Origin of the sequence: Streptosporangium sp. NBC_01469 (assembly GCF_036227305.1) — a bacterium.
In the GTDB taxonomy this organism is placed as follows: domain Bacteria; phylum Actinomycetota; class Actinomycetes; order Streptosporangiales; family Streptosporangiaceae; genus Streptosporangium.
In genome coordinates, this window is record NZ_CP109465.1 from 3,931,231 (window position 1) to 3,951,573 (window position 20,343).

General features: G+C 67.1%; 17 protein-coding genes and 1 pseudogene. 9 read left to right on the forward strand and 9 right to left on the reverse strand.

Annotation, left to right across the window (positions count from 1 at the left end; genetic code table 11):
* Window positions 1-247: 247 nt before the first annotated feature.
* Entirely contained in the window at window positions 248-1,123 is an 876-nt protein-coding gene (locus OG587_RS17670) for a chitosanase (RefSeq protein ID WP_329091620.1), read from the forward strand.
* 200 nt (window positions 1,124-1,323) lie between these two features.
* On the opposite strand, the gene OG587_RS17675 is transcribed toward OG587_RS17670, so the two are convergent.
* A complete protein-coding gene (locus tag OG587_RS17675; RefSeq protein WP_329091622.1) occupies window positions 1,324-1,560 on the reverse strand; it encodes a hypothetical protein in 237 nt (78 codons plus the stop codon).
* 387 nt (window positions 1,561-1,947) lie between these two features.
* On the opposite strand from OG587_RS17675, the gene OG587_RS17680 reads away from it, so the two are divergent.
* The 3 genes from OG587_RS17680 (at window position 1,948) to OG587_RS17690 (ending at window position 4,177) form a co-directional block, all read left to right on the forward strand.
* Complete coding sequence (locus OG587_RS17680) at window positions 1,948-2,376, forward strand: hypothetical protein (protein ID WP_329091624.1); 429 nt, start codon at window positions 1,948-1,950, stop codon at window positions 2,374-2,376.
* A 231-nt stretch (window positions 2,377-2,607) separates the two neighbouring features.
* Window positions 2,608-3,633, forward strand: coding sequence for a hypothetical protein (locus OG587_RS17685; protein ID WP_329091626.1), 1,026 nt, complete (start codon window positions 2,608-2,610; stop codon window positions 3,631-3,633).
* Between the two features lie 115 nt (window positions 3,634-3,748).
* Entirely contained in the window at window positions 3,749-4,177 is a 429-nt protein-coding gene (locus OG587_RS17690; protein ID WP_329091628.1) for a hypothetical protein, read from the forward strand.
* 194 nt (window positions 4,178-4,371) lie between these two features.
* Here the strand turns inward: OG587_RS17690 and OG587_RS17695 are convergent, their stop codons facing one another.
* Both OG587_RS17695 and OG587_RS17700 read right to left on the reverse strand, forming a co-directional pair.
* Entirely contained in the window at window positions 4,372-5,055 is a 684-nt protein-coding gene (locus tag OG587_RS17695; protein ID WP_329091629.1) for a DNA alkylation repair protein, read from the reverse strand.
* Window positions 5,056-5,137: 82 nt separating this feature from the next.
* The gene (locus tag OG587_RS17700; RefSeq protein ID WP_329091630.1) at window positions 5,138-5,827 is read right to left on the reverse strand and encodes a TetR/AcrR family transcriptional regulator; all 690 of its coding nucleotides are present in this window, start codon (window positions 5,825-5,827) and stop codon (window positions 5,138-5,140) included.
* 530 nt (window positions 5,828-6,357) lie between these two features.
* Between OG587_RS17700 and OG587_RS17705 the strand changes: the two genes are divergently transcribed.
* The 4 genes and pseudogenes from OG587_RS17705 (at window position 6,358) to OG587_RS17720 (ending at window position 11,231) form a co-directional block, all read left to right on the forward strand.
* The gene (locus OG587_RS17705) at window positions 6,358-7,881 is read left to right on the forward strand and encodes a glycoside hydrolase family 3 protein (protein WP_329091632.1); all 1,524 of its coding nucleotides are present in this window, start codon (window positions 6,358-6,360) and stop codon (window positions 7,879-7,881) included.
* 137 nt (window positions 7,882-8,018) lie between these two features.
* Entirely contained in the window at window positions 8,019-8,720 is a 702-nt protein-coding gene (locus tag OG587_RS17710; protein ID WP_329091634.1) for a pentapeptide repeat-containing protein, read from the forward strand.
* Window positions 8,721-8,827: 107 nt separating this feature from the next.
* Window positions 8,828-9,766 carry an SDR family oxidoreductase gene (locus OG587_RS17715; protein WP_329091635.1) on the forward strand — a complete coding sequence of 313 codons (939 nt, stop codon included), beginning with the start codon at window positions 8,828-8,830 and terminating at the stop codon, window positions 9,764-9,766.
* Between the two features lie 467 nt (window positions 9,767-10,233).
* A pseudogene (locus tag OG587_RS17720) lies at window positions 10,234-11,231 on the forward strand (IS481 family transposase).
* Here OG587_RS17720 and OG587_RS17725 read toward each other — a convergent pair.
* The 4 genes from OG587_RS17725 to OG587_RS17740 all read right to left on the reverse strand — a co-directional run bounded on the left by OG587_RS17725 (window position 11,228) and on the right by OG587_RS17740 (window position 16,695).
* A complete protein-coding gene (locus OG587_RS17725) occupies window positions 11,228-11,734 on the reverse strand; it encodes a hypothetical protein (RefSeq protein WP_329091636.1) in 507 nt (168 codons plus the stop codon). The pseudogene OG587_RS17720 and the gene OG587_RS17725 overlap by 4 nt on opposite strands.
* 9 nt (window positions 11,735-11,743) lie before the next feature.
* Window positions 11,744-13,165 carry an SGNH/GDSL hydrolase family protein gene (locus OG587_RS17730; protein WP_329091637.1) on the reverse strand — a complete coding sequence of 474 codons (1,422 nt, stop codon included), beginning with the start codon at window positions 13,163-13,165 and terminating at the stop codon, window positions 11,744-11,746.
* Window positions 13,069-15,696, reverse strand: coding sequence for a hypothetical protein (locus OG587_RS17735; protein WP_329091639.1), 2,628 nt, complete (start codon window positions 15,694-15,696; stop codon window positions 13,069-13,071). The genes OG587_RS17730 and OG587_RS17735 overlap by 97 nt, the downstream gene beginning before the upstream one ends.
* Window positions 15,697-16,500: 804 nt before the next feature.
* Window positions 16,501-16,695, reverse strand: coding sequence for a transposase (locus tag OG587_RS17740; RefSeq protein ID WP_329091640.1), 195 nt, complete (start codon window positions 16,693-16,695; stop codon window positions 16,501-16,503).
* A 310-nt stretch (window positions 16,696-17,005) separates the two neighbouring features.
* Here OG587_RS17740 and OG587_RS17745 point away from each other — a divergent pair, with 310 nt between their 5' ends.
* Window positions 17,006-17,479 carry a hypothetical protein gene (locus OG587_RS17745; protein ID WP_329091641.1) on the forward strand — a complete coding sequence of 158 codons (474 nt, stop codon included), beginning with the start codon at window positions 17,006-17,008 and terminating at the stop codon, window positions 17,477-17,479.
* A 276-nt stretch (window positions 17,480-17,755) separates the two neighbouring features.
* Here the strand turns inward: OG587_RS17745 and OG587_RS17750 are convergent, their stop codons facing one another.
* Entirely contained in the window at window positions 17,756-18,343 is a 588-nt protein-coding gene (locus OG587_RS17750) for an RICIN domain-containing protein (RefSeq protein WP_329091643.1), read from the reverse strand.
* A gap of 184 nt (window positions 18,344-18,527) precedes the next feature.
* Window positions 18,528-19,349 (reverse strand): hypothetical protein, encoded by an 822-nt coding sequence (locus OG587_RS17755; RefSeq protein WP_329091646.1) that lies wholly within the window; start codon window positions 19,347-19,349, stop codon window positions 18,528-18,530.
* Window positions 19,350-20,343: the final 994 nt, after the last annotated feature.

Sequence of the window (20,343 nt, forward strand, 5' to 3'; positions counted from 1 at the left end):
AGGTTCGATCGGCGCGAACGGGTTGACGGGCGGGGAGGGTTGAGGGGTAGGTTCGTTAGGAAAGTTTCCTAACGAGCGGTGCAGGTTTCCTCACCTGGGGTCACCCCTCCGCCCGTGCCCCTGCCCGCGATCGTCCCCGTCCCCGGCTCCATTCCCGGAGGGCCTTCACAGAACCTCTCCCTCCTCCGAGGGGGTTCCCCCAGAAGAGCCCCCGGGCGTTCCTCCGTCCCCTTCCCTGGAGAGACACGTGCCCTTCTCGTCGAACCCCCGCTCCGGCCGCCGTGCCCTGAGCTTCCTGCTGGCGTCGGCCGCGACCGCCGTCCCGGTCATGATCGCCCCCGCCGGCGCCGGGCACGCCGCCACGCTCCCGCCCGCGTCGTTCTCTCCCGCCGGGCTGTTCGCGTCCTCCGCCGCGGTCGACCTCACCGACCCGCGCAAGAAGGACATCGCCATGCAGCTGGTGTCCAGCGCCGAGAACTCCTCGCTGAACTGGAAGGCGCAGTACAAGTACATCGAGGACATCGACGACGGCCGGGGCTACACCGCCGGGATCATCGGCTTCTGCTCCGGCACCGGGGACATGCTCGACCTCGTCGAGCGCTACGCCAAGCTCAAGCCGGGGAACGTGCTCGCCAAGTATCTTCCCGCCCTGCGCAAGGTCGACGGCACCGACTCCCACCAGGGCCTCGACCCGAACTACACCAGGGACTGGGCCACCGCAGCCAAGGACACGGTCTTCCAGCAGGCCCAGAACGACGAGCGCGACCGGGTCTACTTCAACCCCGCGGTCAACCAGGCCAAGAAGGACGGCCTGCGCGCCCTCGGGCAGTTCGCCTACTACGACGCCATCGTCATGCACGGCGGCGGCACCGACCCCCAGAGCTTCGGCGCGATCCGCAAGAACGCCCTGAAGAAGGCGAAGCCCCCCGCGCAGGGCGGCGACGAGACGAAGTATCTGCACGCCTTCCTCGACGCCCGCAAGGTCGCGATGAAGGCCGAAGAGGCCCACGAGGACACCAGCCGCGTCGACACCGCCCAGCGCGTCTTCCTCAACAACGGCAACCTCGACCTCAACACCCCGCTGTCCTGGAAGGTCTACGGGGACCCCTTCAAGATCAGCTAACCCCCGCCGGGGCCCCGGCGGCACCCCACCCCGCCGGGGCCCCGCACCGCTCGTACCGTCCGCGTTCCCCCGAGGCCTTCCGCCTGGTCGACGACCCGTTCGACATGCCCCGCACCGCTCGTACCGCCCGCGTTCCCCGTGCCGTTCGGCACCGCCCTCGCCCTTGCCCTCGCTCTCCTCCGGCCCGCCTCGGCGCGGATTCATCGCCGGTGGATTTTGAGCACTTCGGGGGAAGCGGCCTCAGCGATCTCAGCGGCCTCGCATGCCCTCGCCATGCGCCCGGCCATGCCGAAGCCGGGCGGCGGGCCTTTTCCGAGCGGTGACGACGGACCGCCGGGCCGTGTCCGGGCCCTGTCGAGGTCGTCCTGGTCGAGCTGTGCGTCGGCGACGGTGGTCAGGCCGAGCGCGGTGTCGGCGTAGGCGTGCCGCATCGCCATGAGCGACAGGATATGGGCGCCGGTCAGGGTGCCGCCTCCGGCCGCGGAAGTACGCAGCCCGGCGTGCCAATACCGTGCCGCGCTGGATCACGATTTCTAAAAGCCTCCTGAGCGCGGTTGACGCAAATGGGCAAGAGTCCGTGCATGCAAAGTCAACTACGTGGCCTAAGAATCGCCGATACTTCTATGTGAGTAAGGGATATTCGTAAAGAAGAGCAGCTTCACGGGCCTCGCCCGGGTCCGTGCGACCAGCCCCAAAGTGAAGTGTCGTCCCAGGTCACAGCAGGCCGAATGTCATCGAAGCCAGGCGCTGAACTGCGTATGCGCTTAATCAAGGGAAATGGCACTCCGTGGTCACGGAGGCCGCTCGTCTCGTTGGAGGACCTCATGTCAGGAAAACTCACGGTGGCCGGGCGGGCGCTGCTCGTCGCCGCGGTCATGCTGGCCGTCGGATCGGTCTCGACATCCCCGGCCAGAGCAGATTACTTGGGTTACGCCATATTAAAAGGCGACACGATGCAGAAGGGAGACTGGTTGAGCCGGGTGATCACGAGCGAGGGCTACACGGTCCAGCTCATCATGCAGCCGGACGGCAATCTAGTATTGAAGCGGACCAACGGCCACATCTGCTGGGCGGCCGGATCGAACCCCAGCGGTCACCGGGCCACCTATCAGGGTGATGGGAACTTCGTCGTCTACAACACTTCCAACCGCGGGGTGTGGTCGAGCAACACCGTGGGAGTGTCCGGCTCATCGGTGAGCATCGAGTCCAACGGCGACCTCTGGGTCGGTAACCGGAGGATCGCCCTCTGCTGATCGTGTGCCTTCCGCTGTGAACTCGTGGTGGTCATCCGCGCTTTGGGCCGGAGGCTGAGGACAGCCTGAGCCATCGGCCTGATGCGGTGTGGTGGCAGGGGTTCCCCGACCTGGCGGACACCGGGGTCGGGGAACGACGGGACAGCCATTGAGAACGCCGAGCCGACTACTTCGCATCCTTCGTCCGCTACCGCCGACTCACCAAATGGGTCACTGTCCAAGGGGGAATTCGTGAGGGAAGGCGGTGGCCGCAACCACGGGGGCGTCGCGGCGAGAAGGGCCGGGATATTCGGCCTCGTGGCGGTGCTGGTCTCCGGCTGTACGGCCGGTGCCGGGGAAGCCGGTACGAGCCGGCCGCTGCGGATCATGGCTGCGTCCGGTGAGGGGGCGGTGCTCTTCGACCCCGCCACCGGCGCGATGTCCGGCCACCTCAGGTCGGGCGGTCGTGCCTGGCAGGATCGCGAGAGCGCCGAGTCCGGGGCGAACGTGACCTGCGTGGCCCGATGCCCGGACGTGGCCGTCTCCCAGACCCCGGCCGACGAGAGACCGGCGATGGCGCCGTTCCTGCTCACGGGGAAGGGCCGGAGCCCGTTCGCCGTCTCGGCCGCCGAGCGCGCGCACGTGCTGTCGGCCCGGTCCGTCACCGACGCGGTGGTGGAGGAGGCGGACGGCTCCGGCCACTCCTGGATCCGGGTGGCCCGCCCCGGTGGGACGGACCGGGTGAAGGCAGGCCACCGGGGTTACCAGTGGGTGGAGTCCACCGACGGGAACGTCGGGTTCGCCTTTCCCTGGCGAGCCGAGAAGCCCGCGTCGTACCTGCTCAGGTTCGTCCGCGGTGCGGACGGCTGGCGGTTGTCCACGTCGGCGGCGAAGACCGTCGCGGAGGCGTGTGTGGCCGTCGCCATCGCCGACAGGGGCGAGTGCGTCACGGGTGACCGCGCGGCAGCGGTCGTCACCCGGTCGATGGACGGTCAGGGGGGATTCGCGACCACCGTGCGCGGGCTCGGCCCGGACGGCCGTATCGCCTGGCGACGCGAGTTCGCGACCGAGGCGGGCGTCACGGCCCATCCGACCGGCCCCTCCATCGGGATCTCCGACGGCGACACCTTCACCCTGCTCGATCCCGGCGGGAGAACCGTCAGGGAGAGGAGCGGCGTCATGGCGGCCCGGTTCACCCCTCAGGGAGAGCTGGTGCTCCTCTCTCCCACCGGTGAGGTCGAGTGGCTGCCGGCCGGCTCCATCGAGAGGACCCTCTGACCTCCGTACCCGACCGGGTACGGCGACACCGAGCAAAGGAGGAGAAAGTCGTTTTCCCTAGTTCGATGCACTACCGACCTGAAATAAGGCTAATTCTCGCTTAGGAGAACGCATCATGAAGAAGCTCATCGGAAGCGCCGCGGTGTCGATGCTCGCCGCGGCCAGCATCCTGGCGAGCGCCACCGGCGCCAGCGCGGCCACGGCGAGTGGCAGCTGCAGCACGAGCGGTCTCAGCGCGACCGGCCGCATCGAGTACACCAACTCCGGCAGCAACCACAACGTCTCCAGCTACACCTGGACCATCAACGGGCAGTCGGGCTCGACGGCGAACGACGTGAACGGCCAGGTCCGGCATGACCGGAACAACGTGCCCGACGAGAGGCTGCACAGCTTCAGCACGACCAACGCCCGCAACGGCAACGGCTCCTCCGGCATCGGGCGGAGCTGGCCGACCAGCTATGCCCTGTTCGGTCAGTTCACGTTCGTCTTCGACCGGAACAACGCCACCGACCCCAGCTGCACCGCCACCACCGGACGCTTCTAACCCCGCAGCCGGACAACCCCGCAGCTGGACGCCCCCGGGCGGGAGCACCCTGCTCCCGCCCGGGGGCGTCCGCGTCCGTCGGGTTCCCGCCGGCCACGGACGCGGGCACGAGGACGCGGCGATCACGCGACATCTTCACCCGCCTCGCCCCGCCTCGCGCCACGGTGCGGCCGGAGGTGTGGCTCCGGCTCCGGCTACGTGACCGGGAGGTTCTTCAGGGCCTCGCGGCGGCTCAGGCCGCTGATCCGGGTGTGGTCGACGTAGCGGACGACCTCGCCGGGGTTCGTCTTGGCGTACTCGCGCAGGGCCCAGCCGATCGCCTTGCGGGCGAAGAAGTCGTTGTCGGACAGGCTCGGCTCGATGCAGGCGTACAGCAGGCCGGTGTCGGTGGCGGACTTGAAGCGGTTCTGGCTGAGGATGGCCGTACGGCGCTTCCACAGGTCGGTGCCGCGGGCCCAGCGGAGCATGAGGGGGCGCATGGTGTCGGGGAAGGCCGAGAGCAGGCCGCCGACGCGGTGGACGGCGAGCTCGTCGACGTAGTCCCACCAGGCTCCGGTGACGATCATCTCCTCGTACATCGGCAGCGCGTCGAGCGTCTGGAAGGCGCGATAGAGGCGGAAGCCGGTCAGCTCGATCGCCGCGTAGCGCTCCTCGCGGTATTCGGCGCCGCGCCACAGGGTCAGCGTCGCCTCCCGCCACGCGGGCGCCGCGTCGACGGGATAGTCGGCGAAGACCTGCTTCAGCGCGGCGCGGCGGGGCGCGGCCTGCACGCCGAGGAACGGCATCGCCGACTTCATGTAGGCCTGCATGACCGGGGCCTTGGCGGGGTCGGCCACGTCGGTGAGCGCCATTCGTACGGCCTTCTGCAGGATCTCCACGCTCGCCCACCACTTCCCGTTCGCTTCGCGGATGCTTGATTCTCACAGGCCGCGCCGCTCGCCGCGCCGGGTTCGGCGGGCGTCATGCCTTTTGGCTACTCCGCTCGCCGGTCGCCAGGCCGTCGAACAGGACGGTGATGTAGTGCTCGGCGAGGCCGGTGGTGTTGAGACGGCCCCCCGGGCGGAACCAGCGAACCGTCACCCAGATGGTGTCGCGGATCATGCGGTAGGTGAGCTTGGGGTCGACGTCGGCGCGGAACAGGCCGTCGGCCTGGCCGAGCTTGATCTGCCCGACCCACATGCGCTCGACCTCCTCCTCGGCCCTGACCAGGTAGTCGAAGCGGTCGCCGGGCAGTGACCTCAGATAGTTCCAGTCGTTCTGCATGACGGTGATCGCCGCGCGGTGGGGCTCCAGCGTGCTGAACCCGATGCGCACCATCTCTGAGAGGATCGTGCGGGGGTCGCCGTTCTGGTCCAGGGCGGCGCGGTAGCGGCCGACGAGGTCGTCGAGGAAGGTGGTCAGCACCTCGTCGACGATCGTCTCCTTGGAGTCGAAGTGGTGGTAGAGGCTTCCGGACAGGATGCCCGCCTCCTCCGCGATCTCCCGGACGGTCGTCGCCTGGAAGCCCTTGCGGGCGAAGAGCTCGGCGGCGAGCTTGACGAGGTGGTCGCGGCGCTCTGAGGCGGGGCCGGATGTGGCCGCGCGCTTGGTCCCGCCCTGGCGCCTGACCGGGGTCGTGGTCGCGCCGCCGGAGTTCTTTCGCGTGTTCACGTCCCCATTATGAGCCCTTGCGCAATCGCTTGTTCACCGGAACGCGCCAGCTCATCCCTGTTTTCCATCGTGACCAAATGCTTGCTACCTTCCCGCCGGGCGGACGCGGAGGGGCCGGACGGTGAGCGAGGCGCGCGTCGTCCGGCGCGGCCCGTACTCCGGGTGGCCGCCGGAGCCGAGACCCGTGCCGGGCGACGGCCGGTCGGCGACCCGTGCCCGGTGCCGCGCGGGCGGATTCGCCGACGTCGGCGGCGGATTCGTCTTCCGGACGGGCGGTGGCGGTTCTCGCCGTACGCGGAGACGCCTCGTTTCCCGGCTCCCTATCAGCGGGCCTTCGGCTCGTCCATCGTGCCGATCCGCAAAATCCTGAGTCAAAGGCCTATGGTCAGCCCACTAGCAATTAGGAAACTTTCCTATTAGATTTGCGCAGAGCCGCTGTGGGAGCGCTTTCCCTCAGGGGTCCGGTGACAACGTGGTGTCTGCGCGTCTTCGGCAGGAACGCCGACCGGCCGTCAGGCGAGGAGGGGTGAATGAAGCGCGGCCCAGAGCTGCTCCGTCTGGCGGAGACGGTCGTCTTTCCCGGCTTCGAGGGCAAGTCCCCGCCCGACTGGATCCGGCGCCGGCTCGGCGAGGGACTGGCCGGGGTGGTGCTCTTCTCCAGGAACATCGCCACCCCCTCCCAGGTCGCCGATCTCACGGCCGCGCTCCGCGGGGAGAACCCCCAGGTCCTGATCGGCATCGACGAGGAGTCCGGCGAGGTCACCCGCCTGGAGGCCGCGGGCGGGAGCACCCGGCCCGGCAACTTCGCCCTCGGCGTGGTCGACGACGTCGAACTCACCGAGGAACTCGCCGCCGACCTCGGCCGCGACCTGGCCCTGGCGGGGGTCAACCTCAACTTCGCCCCCTCGGCCGACGTGAACTCCAACCCCGACAACCCGGTCATCGGCCTGCGCTCCTTCGGCGCGGACCCCGACCTCGTCGCCCGGCACACCGCCGCCTGGATCCGGGGCATGCAGTCGGCGGGAGTGGCCGCCTGCGCCAAGCACTTCCCCGGCCACGGTGACACCTCGGTCGACTCCCACCACGGCGTGCCGCTCGTCGCCGCCACCCCCGCGGAACTGCGCGACGTGGCGCTGCGGCCCTTCCGCGCGGCCGTCGAGCAGGGGGTGCGCACGGTCATGACCGGGCACCTGCTCGTCTCCGCCCTGGACCCCGCGATGCCCGCCACCCTCAGCCGTCCGGTCCTGCACGACCTGCTCAGGGTCGAGCTGGGCTTCGAGGGCGTCATCGTCACCGACGGCATCGAGATGGCCGCCGTCTCCGGCCCGTACGGCATCGGCGGGGCCTCCGTCCTCGCCGTCGCCGGGGGCGCCGACGCGATCTGCGTGGGCGGCGAGCACGCGGGGGAGGAGACCGCGATCGGGATCCGCGACGCGATCGTGGACGCCGTGATCGAGGGCAGGCTCTCCGAGGAGCGGCTCGCCGACGCCTCCCGGCGCGTCTGCGAACTCGCCCTCTGGGCCACGACCACCCCCCGGAGCGCGCTCTCGCGCTCCGACGCCTCCGGCCGCCCCGGAGACCCGTCGATCGGCCTGGCCGCCGCCCGGCGGGCCCTGCGGATCACCCGCCGCTCCGCGAGCGCGGTGTTCCCCCTGCCCGCCCCGCCGCACGTCGTCGAGCTCGCCCCCGAGATGAACCTCGCCATCGAGAAGGACACCCCGTGGGGCGTCGGCGAGCCGCTCGGCAAGCTCCTCCCCGGTACCACGGTCACCCGGCTGGCCGCCTCCACCGCCACCGGAGGCGCCATCGAGGCCGTGCTCGCCGCGGCGGCCGAGCGCCCCCTGGTCATCGTCGTCCGCGACGCGCACCGCCACCCCTGGCAGGCCGACGCGCTCCGGCACCTCCTGGCCGCCCGCGCCGACGCGGTCGTGGTCGAGATGGGGCTGCCCGGCCGCTCCGACCTCGGCGCCGTCCACATCGCCACCCACGGGGCCTCTCGCGTCTGCGGCCAGGCCGCCGCCGAACTCCTCGCCGGGGACACGGGCACCGCCTGACCGGTGGCCCTCTCCCCGGGTACGGCGGTCTCCTGGCGTACGGCGGTTTCTCGGCGTACGGCGGCTTTCCGGAGCCCAGCGGTTTTACGGGGTACGGCGGTGAGGATTCTGTCGGGGCGGACTGCTTGAATCGCGGGATGAATGCGGCACAGTTGCTGGCGGACCAGCGGGAGATCCACGGCGTCGATCTGGCGGGGCTCTCGCTCGGCGATCATCTGACCGGTGACGGGCCCTACGTGTTCAGGGAGTGCGACCTCACCGGCGCGGATTTCACCGGGGCGTCGCTGGTCGAGGCCACGTTCGAGAAGTGCGTGCTGGAGCGGGCCGACTTCCGCCGTGCGGACCTGGACGGAGCGCGTTTCTCCGGCGGCGGGGGAGCGGGGCTCAGGTTCGCGAACGCCGAGCTCGTCGACGCGGCCTTCACCGACGTCGACCTGTCGGGCGCGCGCTTCGAGCTGGCCCTGCTCACCGACGTCACCTTCACCGGTTGCCGCATGATCGGCGCGGTGCTGTCCGCCTGCCGGGGCACCGGCTACCGGTTCGGCGGTTCCAACCTGGCGCTGGCCGACCTCACCGGTTGCTCGTTCCGAGGTCTCCACCTGCGGGGCGTCCGCTTCGACGACGCCAACCTGTCGGGCTGCGACTTCACCAAGACCGTGTTCGACGACTGCCGCCTGATCGGCGCCCGCACCGTCGAGACGGTCTTCACCAAGGCGGACCTGCGCGGTGCCGACCTCGGCGAGGTCGACGACACCCGGCTCAGGTCGCTGCGCGGAGCGGTCATCAACCCCACCCAGGCCGCCATGATCCTCGCCGCCCGCGGCCTCACCGTGAACTGACGCCTCGGGCCCCCTCACGGCTTCACCGCGTCGATGCAGGGTCGCATCTAGACATGAAAGGTGAACAACCGGGAAACTCTGCATGATCGAGGCGAAAGGGGACCTGCATGGGCGGGATCTGTGACGGGCGTGTGGTGGTCGTGACCGGCGCCGGGCGCGGCATCGGCAGGGAGCACGCCCTGGAGTTCGCCAGGCAGGGGGCCAGGGTCGTGGTCAACGACCTCGGCACCGGACGCGAGGGCGACGGGCGCTCCGCCGGCCCCGCCCTGGAGGTGGTCGAGGAGATCCGCGACCTGGGCGGCCGGGCCGTGGCCAACAGCGACGACGTCACCGAGTGGGACGGCGCGGCCCGCCTGGTCAAGATGGCGCTGAGCGCCTTCGGCCGGCTGGACGTGCTGGTGAACAACGCCGGGTTCGTCCGTGACCGGACGCTCGTCTCGATGACCGAGCAGGAGTGGGACGACGTGATCCGGGTCCACCTCAAGGGCCACTTCCTGCCGCTGCGGCACGCGGGCGCCCACTGGCGGGAGCGGTCGGAGGCGGGCGACCCGGTGGACGCCCGGGTGATCAACACCTCCTCCGGGGCCGGGCTGTTCGGCGGCGTCGGCCAGGGCAACCACTCCGCGGCCACGGCGGGCGTGGTGGCACTCGGCCAGACCGCCGCCGCGGAGTTCGGCCGCTACGGCGTCACGGTGAACACGATCGTCCCGGCCGCCCGCACCCGGATGACCGAGGAGGCCCTCGCCGCGACGGCCTCGCCCGACTCCGAAGCTGCGAAGGCCAAGCCCAGGGGCGGCTTCGACGCCACGCACCCGGCCAACATCGCGCCCCTGGTGGCGTGGCTCGGCTCGGCCGAGTCCCGGCACGTCACCGGCAGGGTCTTCGAGGTCGAGGGCGGGCTCGTCTCCCTCGCCGACGGCTGGCGGCACGGCCCCCGCGCCGACCGGAACACCCGCTGGAACCCCGCCGACATCGGCGACGCCGTCGCCAAACTCCTGATCGACGCCCCCGACCCAGAACCGGTTCGCGGGGCTTGGAGCGCCTAACAAAATGAGCTCTGCTGTGCTTTGATCTCTCGCTGTGGCGACGGTGAGAGGAGCAGCGGGTGGCGCGGCTGAAGCCGTGGGCGGTCATCGAGTCGCTGCTGCCGGGAGCGCCGAGCCAGTCATCGATCTTGACGTAGAGTGCGGTCAGAAGGGTGTTGAGGTCGTTGGTCACACATCGATCCTCGACACCCTTCGTCGCTTGCGCTCTGGCGCCGAGGGCAGGTTCGTCTGTCGTGAGGCGCAGCCTGGGTGGGCGACGCCCGGCCCACCACGGACGCGCTCCACGGGTGGGCTCATCAGTCGGCACATCTCGCCCACCCGTTCTCAGCCTTAGGACTTACTCGTCTAGGTGTACTGACCACAGAGGTTGAGTACGGGGGCGACACGAGCCCGATGATGTTGAAATAGGAAGGGCCTACGGGTTCGGTGTGGATTGCGACGTCTACACCGAGTTCCCGGAGGCCCTCGTGTCCCACCGTAACGCGCCCTTGACCGAGACGGGCAGGCTTCGCCTGGCCAGGTGTGTCGTAGAGGACGGCTGGCCGCTGCGACGCGCCGCCGAACGCTTCCAGGTCGCGGTTACCACCGCCCAGCGCTGGGCAAGCCGCTACCGCCGCTACGGCCGGGCAGGCATGACCGACCGCTCCTCACGCCCCCACCACAGCCCGCGCCGTACCCCCACCCGCACCGAACGCGCATCATCAAGGTCCGCCTGGCACGCCGCTGGGGACCGGCCCGCATCGCCTACCTACTCGGCCTGAATCCCTCAACCGTGCACCGCGTACTGGTCCGCTACCGACTGGCCCGCCTGTCGCACCTGGATCGTGCCACCGGCCGCTCCATCCGCCGCTATGAACACAACACGCCCGGCGATCTGATCCACGTCGACATCAAAAAGCTCGGCAACATCCCCGACGGCGGCGGCCACAAGATCCACGGCCGCGCCACCGGAGGCCGCGACAGCTCCGCCCATCGCGACCCCGCCCGCCCGCGCACCACCCACGGCCGCCCCAACCTCGGCTACAGCTACCTGCACAACGCCGTCGACGACCACTCCCGCCTGGCCTACAGCGAAATCCTGGCCGATGAGACCAAGGAAACCGCCGCCGCCTTCTGGCACCGAGCCCAGACCTACTTCACCAGTTGCGGCATCACCATCACCCGAGTGCTTACCGACAACGGCTCCTGCTACCGCTCCCACCCGTGGCGCGACACCCTGGCCGCAGCCGGCATCACCCACAAACGCACCCGCCCCTACCGGCCCCCGACCAACGGCAAAGTCGAACGCTTCAACCGCACCCTGCTGGAGGAATGGGCCTACGCCCAGCCCTACACATCAGAAACCGAACGCCGACAAGCACTGCCGCACTGGCTCCACACCTACAATCACCACCGCGGCCACACCGCACTCAACGGCCAACCACCCGCCAGCCGCGTACCTAACCTCTCAGGTCAGTGCAGCTAGTCGACCTCGTAAGCGCAGCCAGGAAGCGGCTCGATCGAATAGCGTGGACGGGCGGAATGGATCATGGCGAACGACACCGTGTGGCAGCGGACGAACGGGCTCGTTCCAAGGAGCGTCTGCCGACTGGAGGACGCGTTCGTCGACACGACGAGGGTCGTGGAGGTCCGGATCGACGAGAACACGGACACCTCGGCGATGGAGTCGTCGATTCGCCGGATCGACGACTCGTCGATGTTCCCACCGGCGATAACCCGGTCGGCGAACACGGTGGTGACCTTCAGTATCAGCCGTTCGGCCGCGCTGGTCAAACTCCGGTTGTAGAAGTAGTAGGCAAGCGGCGGCCCCAGCACGAACAGGATGGCGATCGCCGAGGCGACGAACAGACATCCGCGCAGTCTCCTGTCGATTTCCGGGATCTTCGCATCGTCGTCCACCGTCCACCTCACCCGCATGCCGACCGGCCGCGCCGGAAAGTGCCGGTGCGGGGTGTCCCGCACCGGCACCGGCCTACTTTACCATCCGGTGTAATTCACTGCCGAATTCTCCAGGTGTTCCTCAAAAACGGTGGCGTGTGCTCGGGCACCATCTATGTTCGGATGGATGGAAGTGCGGCTCGCACATTGGAACCACTCCGCGACGCAGCCGTCCCCGACATCCTGGAAGTCACCCGGGCCGGTTTTGGTGAAATTGACGTAGTGTATCCACTTGTCCCCGGGGAAGTTGGAGTCTATACACGCGCCATGACCCTGGAACGCGGGCAGCGGGTTGGCGAAGGATACCTCCAGGCCGCCGGCTTTGAGCGTCTGGACCATGCCAGCCTCCTCGGTCGCGAAATGCTGGCTAAGCCGCTGGAACATTCCCTTCGCCTGATCGTCGAACTCCGGACACGACGTTCCAGCGCCGGCGATCTCGGGATATCCCATTAGGGCTATTTTCGCCTTCTTGCCTCGTCCTGGTGCAGCGTTTTCCACCTTAGCCTCGACCCGATAGAGGATATCCTTTACATTGGCCTGGACCCCGCTCTCCATCCGGTCCCTCACCGCATGCGCTATATCGGCCTTGATGTCATTCTCGTAATTGGCACTGTAACAGGAGAAGACATAGCAGTTGACGATGATGCTACTGAATTTCGCGTCGTTTCCGCCTATCGAAAGGGCGACCAGCGTGGTGTTCTTGTTGAGGAACCCGCTTTCCATCTGGGCCACCTCTCTGAATCTGCCCTCAGCGTCTCCTCGATAGTCCGGCCAGTCGCCGAGCGGATCGGCGGTGTACTGGTACTCCCGCGTTGTCATGTCCCGGGTGATCGCACCGGAGCAGGCCACGAACGCGAAATCCATCTTCGGGTCGAAGGAGTCGGCGAGTTGGCCGACGGTCTGTGTCTCGCCCGGCAGGACGGCCTGCCTTATCCAGGCGTCCTTGCTCCGGCGGCAGGCGTTCCACCTGACGCTCTTGTAACCCATGTCGGTCTCGGGATAGTAGTTTCCGGCTCCCTCCCCCGACGCGAAGGAGTCGCCCATGCCGACGACGAAGTGCTTCGGCCTCTTCGCGAGGGTCTGGAAGGCGATGGCGTCCCAGGCGATCGCCGCCGTACCGTCGCCCTCCAGGTTCAGGTTGGTCAGCGACACCTTGGGCGTTCCGGCGAACTGGAAGACGCCGAGGTTGTGCCAGGCGCTCTGCTCCCTCCCCTGGGAGAGATACCGCGTCTCGGACTGGCCGCCGCCGAGGTAGACGGTGTAGGGGGCCTGCTGGGTCTCGGCCCGCCGTTTCGGAATGTGGACCAGCACTCGGGCCCACCCGTTGACGGCCCGGTCGAGCTCCCAGGTGCCGGTCACCTTCATCACGTCGCCGTTGCGGCCGGCGGTGCGGGTATAGCCGAACCACTCATGACCGCCGAACCCGTTGCCGAGTTGCTGGAAGTCCGCTCTGGCCGGCACTTTCCCCGAGGCGTCCTGGCCGAACTCGAACGAGAGCGTGCCGGAGTTGGCCCAGCCGGAGTTGTCGCAGCCCCCCGGATCGCGGGAGCGGAATCGGGCACGTCGTCGACGATGAAAACGTTGGTGGTGTCACCCGTCTTCGGAGGAAGTCCCGGGGTCAGGCACGGTGCCAGATGGTCAGTAGGCTCCTCCCGTTCCCGGTTGTACCACGTCGCGTCGTAGCGGAGATACGCCTCGTTCCCGCACTGCGAAGGGCAGGTTTTCCATGCCTTGGGCAGATGCCACCAGCACTTGTAGTCCTGCCGCAGGCAGGTGCCGGCGACATTGAGCCCCGGAGGATTGGGCGGCTGGCAGTTGTTGTGGTTGTCACCTCCCGCCGAGGGCGGGACACAGAAGGCGTTGACATCGACCGCGTTGGAATTCACAGCGTTCGGCACGATCCTGGCGCGATCGGTCTCGCTGTTCCACCAGGCATAGTTGTAGCCACCCTCGGTAAGCCATTTCTGCTGGGCGGCGTTGTAGTAGGTCTTGGCGATCGGCCACGCCGCCCACCCCAGGACCTTCTCCTGGTAGGGCCAGTCCTGCGGGTGCGCGGCGTCCGCGTAGCTGTTGTTGTCCAGGAACGCGAAACGCCCCGGGCGGTAGTCACCGTTGGCGGGATTGTTCGTCCATCCCACCCCCCAGGCTCCGTTGTTCGGCTGGCCCTTGTCGTCGTTACCCCACGCGGCGGACTTGGGGTGCCATCCGGAGTTGTAGGCCCAGATCGCGAGATACCAGTTCTCGATCTTCGACGGGTCACCGTTGTTGACCTTCGCCTGACCGGCGGTGTCGGTCCAGACCTCGTTCCACTTGGAGGCCAGGGTCTGCATACCCGCGGCGATGTTGGTCACGTAGTCCAGCGCCACGCGCCGCTGCTTGTCGGCATCCCAGGCGGACCCCGTCTTGCGCATGTTGTCGGTCTGCTGGGTGATGCCATAGCCGCAGTCGGCCTTGGAGAAGTCGACCTCCCAGTCGTTGGCCGGATTGTCGTCGTACAGGTTGAGGCCGTAGTAGTTGCCGACCAGCGGATTGCCCGTCTCGCCTTCCAGCACGTTGCGCTGGGCCTGCCACAGATTCGACTCCTGGGCCAGGATGCCGAACATGACCGACACCGGGATTCGGCCACCGCCTGCGAGGTCCGGCGCGGGGAAGAGGTCCTGGGGATTCCAGGCCGGAACCCCGGAGCCCTTCCAGTTCGCCGAACGGGCCACGTCCAGCCGGTCTTTGAAGACCAGCTGGTCGACGGCCCACTCCACCTGGCGCCAGTGCGGCTGGTACACCTGGATCTTGGGATCGTTACGCGGCACGGCACACGTGTACCCCTGGTCGACCGTCCCGGTGGCGGCCGCCGTGGCGTCGGACTTGACGGTCAGACCGACGCGCGCCAACCGGGGGTTCGCCAGCCGTCCACTGGCGGACTTGGACGCCGGCCGGGCTTCCGGGTTCACCTCGAAGCCGAGCTCCGCGCCGGTGGCGGTGACCCTCGCGGCCACATCCACGGTTTCCGGTCCGGAGACATCCGCCCCCGTTCCGGCGATACCGGTGTCGGCGGGGTCGCCCTGCCGCCCCTCGCGCAGCCCACGTCGCGCCACGGTCTTGATCAGCAGCCCCCCTTCGGACGAGACGCCGGCTCCCGGAGGGGCGTCCAGCAGGGAAACCTCCCGTGGCAGGACGTGCCGCTGTCGGGCCTTGCCGACGAGGAAGACCCGGCCTTGTACGCCCGAACGGATCGACAGTTCGCCCAGGCGTCCAGAGGCCAGCTCGCGCGTCGACTCCTGCTGGTACTGCTTGATCTTGACCACACCGTCGGCGTGTTCAGCGAAGGCGACACCGCCGTCGGCGGTGGGGCGAAGATCGAAAGGCAGGGAGCCGGTCGTGGCGAGCGTCTTGAGTCCTCCGCCCGGCGCCACCTCGACGAGCCGGTGGCCGGTAGCCGCCACCACCGTCTCCCCCACCGGAATCGCGGAGGTGACCTGGCCGGGAACGGTGATGGTTCTCGTCAGCCGTTTGGCCCCGGTGTCCACAACGAGCAACCGTGTGGAATTGCGCTCCTCGATGGTTCCCTGCGTGAGGGCGACGCTGTCCCCCGAGCCGCAGCCCGGATTGAAGTAGGCCAGTGACACCTGGTCCTTGAGCTTGGTGACCGCGCCGGTCGTGAGGTCGATGACGGCCGCGAAGGCTCCCCGGGCGAACAGCCACGAGCGGTTGGTGAAGTGCCGCGGTGCGTAAACCGCGACGACGTTACGTCCGGACCCGGTCAGGCAGGCGTTGCCCACCCACTGGTCGGTCTCCATGCCCGGCTCGCTGAGCGTGGCGACGGTACGCCACTGGTACCCCTCTCCGGCCTCCGCGGCGAGCACGTGGAACCCCGTCGCGTCACCGGCCGTGGTGACGGCGACATCCTTGGAGGCGCGCCAGCCATCGGGTAACAGGCTGTCTCGCCGAGCCGGTTCGACCGAAGAACGAGCGGGGTCACTCGTGGGTGGGTCCATGGGTGCCCGAGCAGAGGACCCCTGGGTTTCAGGAGAGTCGTGAAGCGCCGACCGGCTCGTCGCCGGTGCGGCCTGAGCGCTGTTTCCCGATAGGACCAGCATAGGGAAGAAAATAGCGGCGGCAATACCGGCGGTGATGAACCGGCGTCGATCGCGTTTCGGCACGCACCCTCCAGGGCGATCAGCGGGCACGGAGCACCCACTATTAAGAAAACCGACACCTCGTTGAGAACGCGGTCATCAACGAAGAGGACCTGACCACTCTCCCGCGGCGGTTTCCGACGGCCCGGATCGAGGTGGTTGTCGGCCGCACGGATAGTGATCTTGCCTAAGGGCTATCACGGGAAACAAACGTGATCAAGAGAAAAAGAAACATTTTCCTTTTCTGGACACCACGCTGGATGGCACGATGCGTCTTGCTATGGCCGCCACAGGAAAAACTCCCTTTGGAGATGCACTGTTTCATATGCCCCGGTCACGGCCAAGAGGTTTCCCGAAAATCGCCCCTTCGTTCCCCTCTTCGACCGGCGCCTCGGACGCCTGTTTCGCGGATGGCCTTACCCTTGGATATGGCCGAGGCCCGGCGCGGTGTCTGTCCATCCCCGTCGGCAACACCAGAACCACACCGCACGTCCACCGTCGGCACCGGCGTATATCGCTGGAGGGAAAGAGGAATGCTTCGCGGCCACCCCCGTCGACTCCTCGCCGTCCTTGGGAAAAGACACATCATCGATCCCCCAGGCGGCCGGGCCGATCGCCGCGTCCATCCGCCAGGCCGGCTCAGCCAACACCAGTTGATGCGAATTACTGCAGCCCCTGGCAGTTCACATCCAGCCGGGCCGCCATCGTCTCCATCGATTTGTTGGCCCCGTCGGTCAATAGACCACGCACATACCGCTCACCCCATCGCCGCTGATCAGCACAGGAAAAACAGGAGAACACCTCAGCGGCGAACATCTCCAGTCGCGCCCGCACGGCCTCAAGTTCTTGAGGGGTCATCTTCTCCCACCCCCACCGCAGGTGACATACCATCTCCTACCCGAGGCAACCAAGTCCTATTAGGTGAGTCCCGGCGGCGGGCCCTGATGCGGGAAGTGCGAGAACGGTGGTCACCCGAGTAGGGTTTGGGTCGCTCCGATGATCCTTTTCGGGTGTCCATATAGGGCATTTCGGATGAATCATTAAACATGGGGCATATGGTGCGCAAATGCATCCTCCAGAACAGCCCCCACAGCACCCTCCCTCCATCGGTCCGCCACCCGGACGGCGGCCAGGCTTACCTCCGCCGCCCAGGATGAGCGGCAAGAGCGTGGCGATCATCATCGTCACCGCGCTCATCGCGCTCATCGCGGTGGTAGGCATAATTGGCCTACTGGGCGGCCTGGCCACCTTGCCAGGCGACGGTGCCGAGAGGTCCGTGGCGAAGTCTGCGGCTTCGACGCCGACGTTCGCGAAGGTGTTTCCCACGGTCGATGACGCCGAACCAAGCATGGAGCCGACACCGACACCCGACCCGTTGACGCCGGCCCCCGACCCGTCGGCGTCGGCACGCGAAGCCGTGTTCACGGCCTCGGTGAAGCAGCGGAAAGCCCTGAAGGACGCCGATTCCTACAAACTGGGGCGGCTCGGCTGGAACATATGCAAGGCGCTGGAGGAAGGAAAGGGCTTCGCCGAGGCTGCGGCCCTCGGCACCAGCGGGTTTGACCTGAATGCGTCTGAGTACATAGCGAGGGTCGCCATCGTCAACCTCTGCCCCCACCAGCGGGACAAAATTCCCGTCTAATAGCACTTCGTTAGATTGAGTCGAGCTAATTTTATTGTGTCGCCTTTCGGGTAAGCAGTTGGCGGTGGCAGGTAGAGCATATGCGCCGGTCCAGCGCCCCAGCAGGTCCTGCGTGGCCGCATTCCGAAGGCGCGTTTGAACACGTCGGGCGTTCGCTTTGGCTGTCCGGTCACGGCGGGCACGCTCGGGCCCCGCGTTCGCCGTGACCGGAAGTATGGAATCGAAAAGATTTCAGGGATGCGCGGACAGGCGACGACCGGGCGCGTTCAAGGATCCTTACTCCCCGTTTCTTTTCCACTTGCAATGGTCGACGATCCAGTACGGCCCGCCGGTGTAGTCACAATATTCGGTGTGGTACAGGGTTGTGTGCATGCCGCCGGCGGCGTCCGCGGAAAGAACGTCGTGGTACGGGTCTTCAAAACAGCCCGCCTGGTTCTTCCACATGATGAAATCACGCCGGTGGCCGCTGTCCCAGACTCTACGGTACTTCCATTGCTGCCACTGCTGGCCGGTCCACTGATACTGAATTCCATGGCCGCATCCTCCCGTGGAGTCGATGGATCTCGAGTCCCAGCGGTCGAGCGTTTTTCCACTGTTGTAGTTCGTCAGACTGTAATAACCGTTGTCGAGTTTAAAGTCCATCCACGCCTGGTTGTTTGACGGAGGCCCGTCCCAGGTGATGACTTTGGCAAGGTCGTCTAGAGACGAGAGCCATATCTCAAGAAATCCGTTGGTGGCCTGGTTCCTCCACCGATATATTCCGTCGGCTTGCGCCGAGGTCGCCGGAACGATGGTCGCGGCTGTCACGAGCGCCACGAGCGTGAAGAGCATGCGTTTGGCTTTTCGCCCTGAACGCGGATCCATTTCTCCATCCTTTCAAGGTGTCATTCGAGGCGGTCGGAGGATGAGGCCGCCGAGCAGGGAACCGAACGGCATCCGAAGGTCTCACGGCGGACGTCGCTCACCGCCGCCCGGCGGCGCGCATACCGGCGTCGTCCGGGTCCGGAGTGGTGATGTCCGACCGCGGGGCCCATGCCTGGAGGGTTCGCTACCTTCCGGCGAGGATGGACTCCGCGTTTCTCACCCAGCCCTCGAAGATCGCATTTTTCTGGATCAGCTTGCTCTTGTTGGCGTCCACCAGCCGGGTCTCGTACGCGGCTCGCACGGTTTTGTAGACGCCGACGATGTTCACCTCCTGTTGGCATCGCGCGTCGACGGCGGCCGTGTGCCTCTCCCGGTCATCTGCCGGCGTACCGGCCTTACGGGACACCCACAGGGGGTTCAAACGCAGGATGACGGGGTCCTGGTGCTGCAGGCCGTTCTTCTGCATGCAGGATCGCCAGGAGTCCAGTGCGGCCTTCACCCGGCTGTCCTGCATCGCGGACCTTCGTGAATCGACGGCCAGGGAACGGGCGTCGACCGGAAGCGCCTCGTCGCGGACCTTTCTCTGCCCCTCCCCGAGGCACCCCCCTTGCGGGACAGCGCGGTCAGTGGTCGTCCCGGTCCTGATTCCCTCGAAGGCCTCCACCTCCCGGCTGGTGGGAGACTTCTTCGGGGCCTTCTCGCCGTCGGTCATCTTGAGCGTCGAGTCGGCCGGAGGCTTTGGATAACCTGATCTCGCCGCCTCTTCCGGGTCGATGTACTCGAAGAAGTCGAACTCCTTGTAGCTCTCCTCGTCCCACGTGCGCAGCATGTTGGCGGTCCACCCGGTGTATCCCAGAGCCCTCATGCAATCCGCCGCTGCCGCCTCCTGGGCCACGTCGATGGTCTTCAGGTCCCTCATCGAGCTCATGTACGGGTCGAGCGGCATGGGAATCTTGCCGCTGTCGGAAATCTTGGGTATGTCCCCCAGCACCGGTTCGTCGATCACCCTGGGCTGGGGAGTCGAACTCGGTCCCGTGGGTGAGGGGAAGGCGGAGAGACCCGGTGTCGAAGCCGGTGGAGCCGCGGTCCTCCCGGCGGAGCCGCCCGCCTGGGTTTCGGTGCCACAGCCAACGAGAACTCCGCCCAGAACGGCGCAAAGCACCAGAGTTGCCGGCTTCGGTCTTTTGAATCGCCGCATGGATGTCATCTGGACTCACCTCTGTGATCTCTGTGCCGGAAAATTGGTGAATGACGTTTCTCGTTCGCGCGGACCGTCCTGGTGGGGCTTCACGCGTGGATTTTGAAGGTTCGCGCGGAGAGGGCGGGACGGACTCGACGGATCACGCGGTGTCGGGGACCGAGGCGAGCCCTTCATCTTCGTGGCAGACTTCCCCCGCTACTTTCCGTTTCTCTTCCAGTAGCAGTGTGTGGGTATTCCATAGGTGGTGTCGTTGCAGTGACTTTCGGTGTGCAGAAAAGTCAGGGCGCTGTCCTCGATGTCCGCCGAAAGGACGTCATGATACGGGTCGCCGTTGCAACCGTATTTGTTAATCCACATTATGAAATCTCGACCGTAGTGCGCGCTCCAGTACCTTCGATACCTCCATTTCTGCCAGTCCTGCCCGGTGTAGGAAAACTGCATCACCCTGCCGCACCGACCGGTGCTGTACATTCCTTCGTCCCAACGGTCGAGAGCCTTCCGGCTGTTGTAGTTCTCCAGCCTGTAATGGCTTTCGCTCTCCAGCTTGTAGTCCTCCCACGGGGTTTACGGCGAATATCTGGGGCCAGGTACTACATTCGTGGGTCGGCTGGGAGTGGGTCGCCGCGCCTTCGATAGTGGCTGATCAGGGCACGCATCTGGTGAAGCCGCCGGAAGTCCGACCAGGCCAGGTCATGATCGATGGCATTGGCCGCGGGGATGAACAGCCGGGCCAGAACACGACGGATCTCGGCCAGAGACAGCCGCAGGGGCCTCAGCGCGGTGATGCCTCCAGGGACGA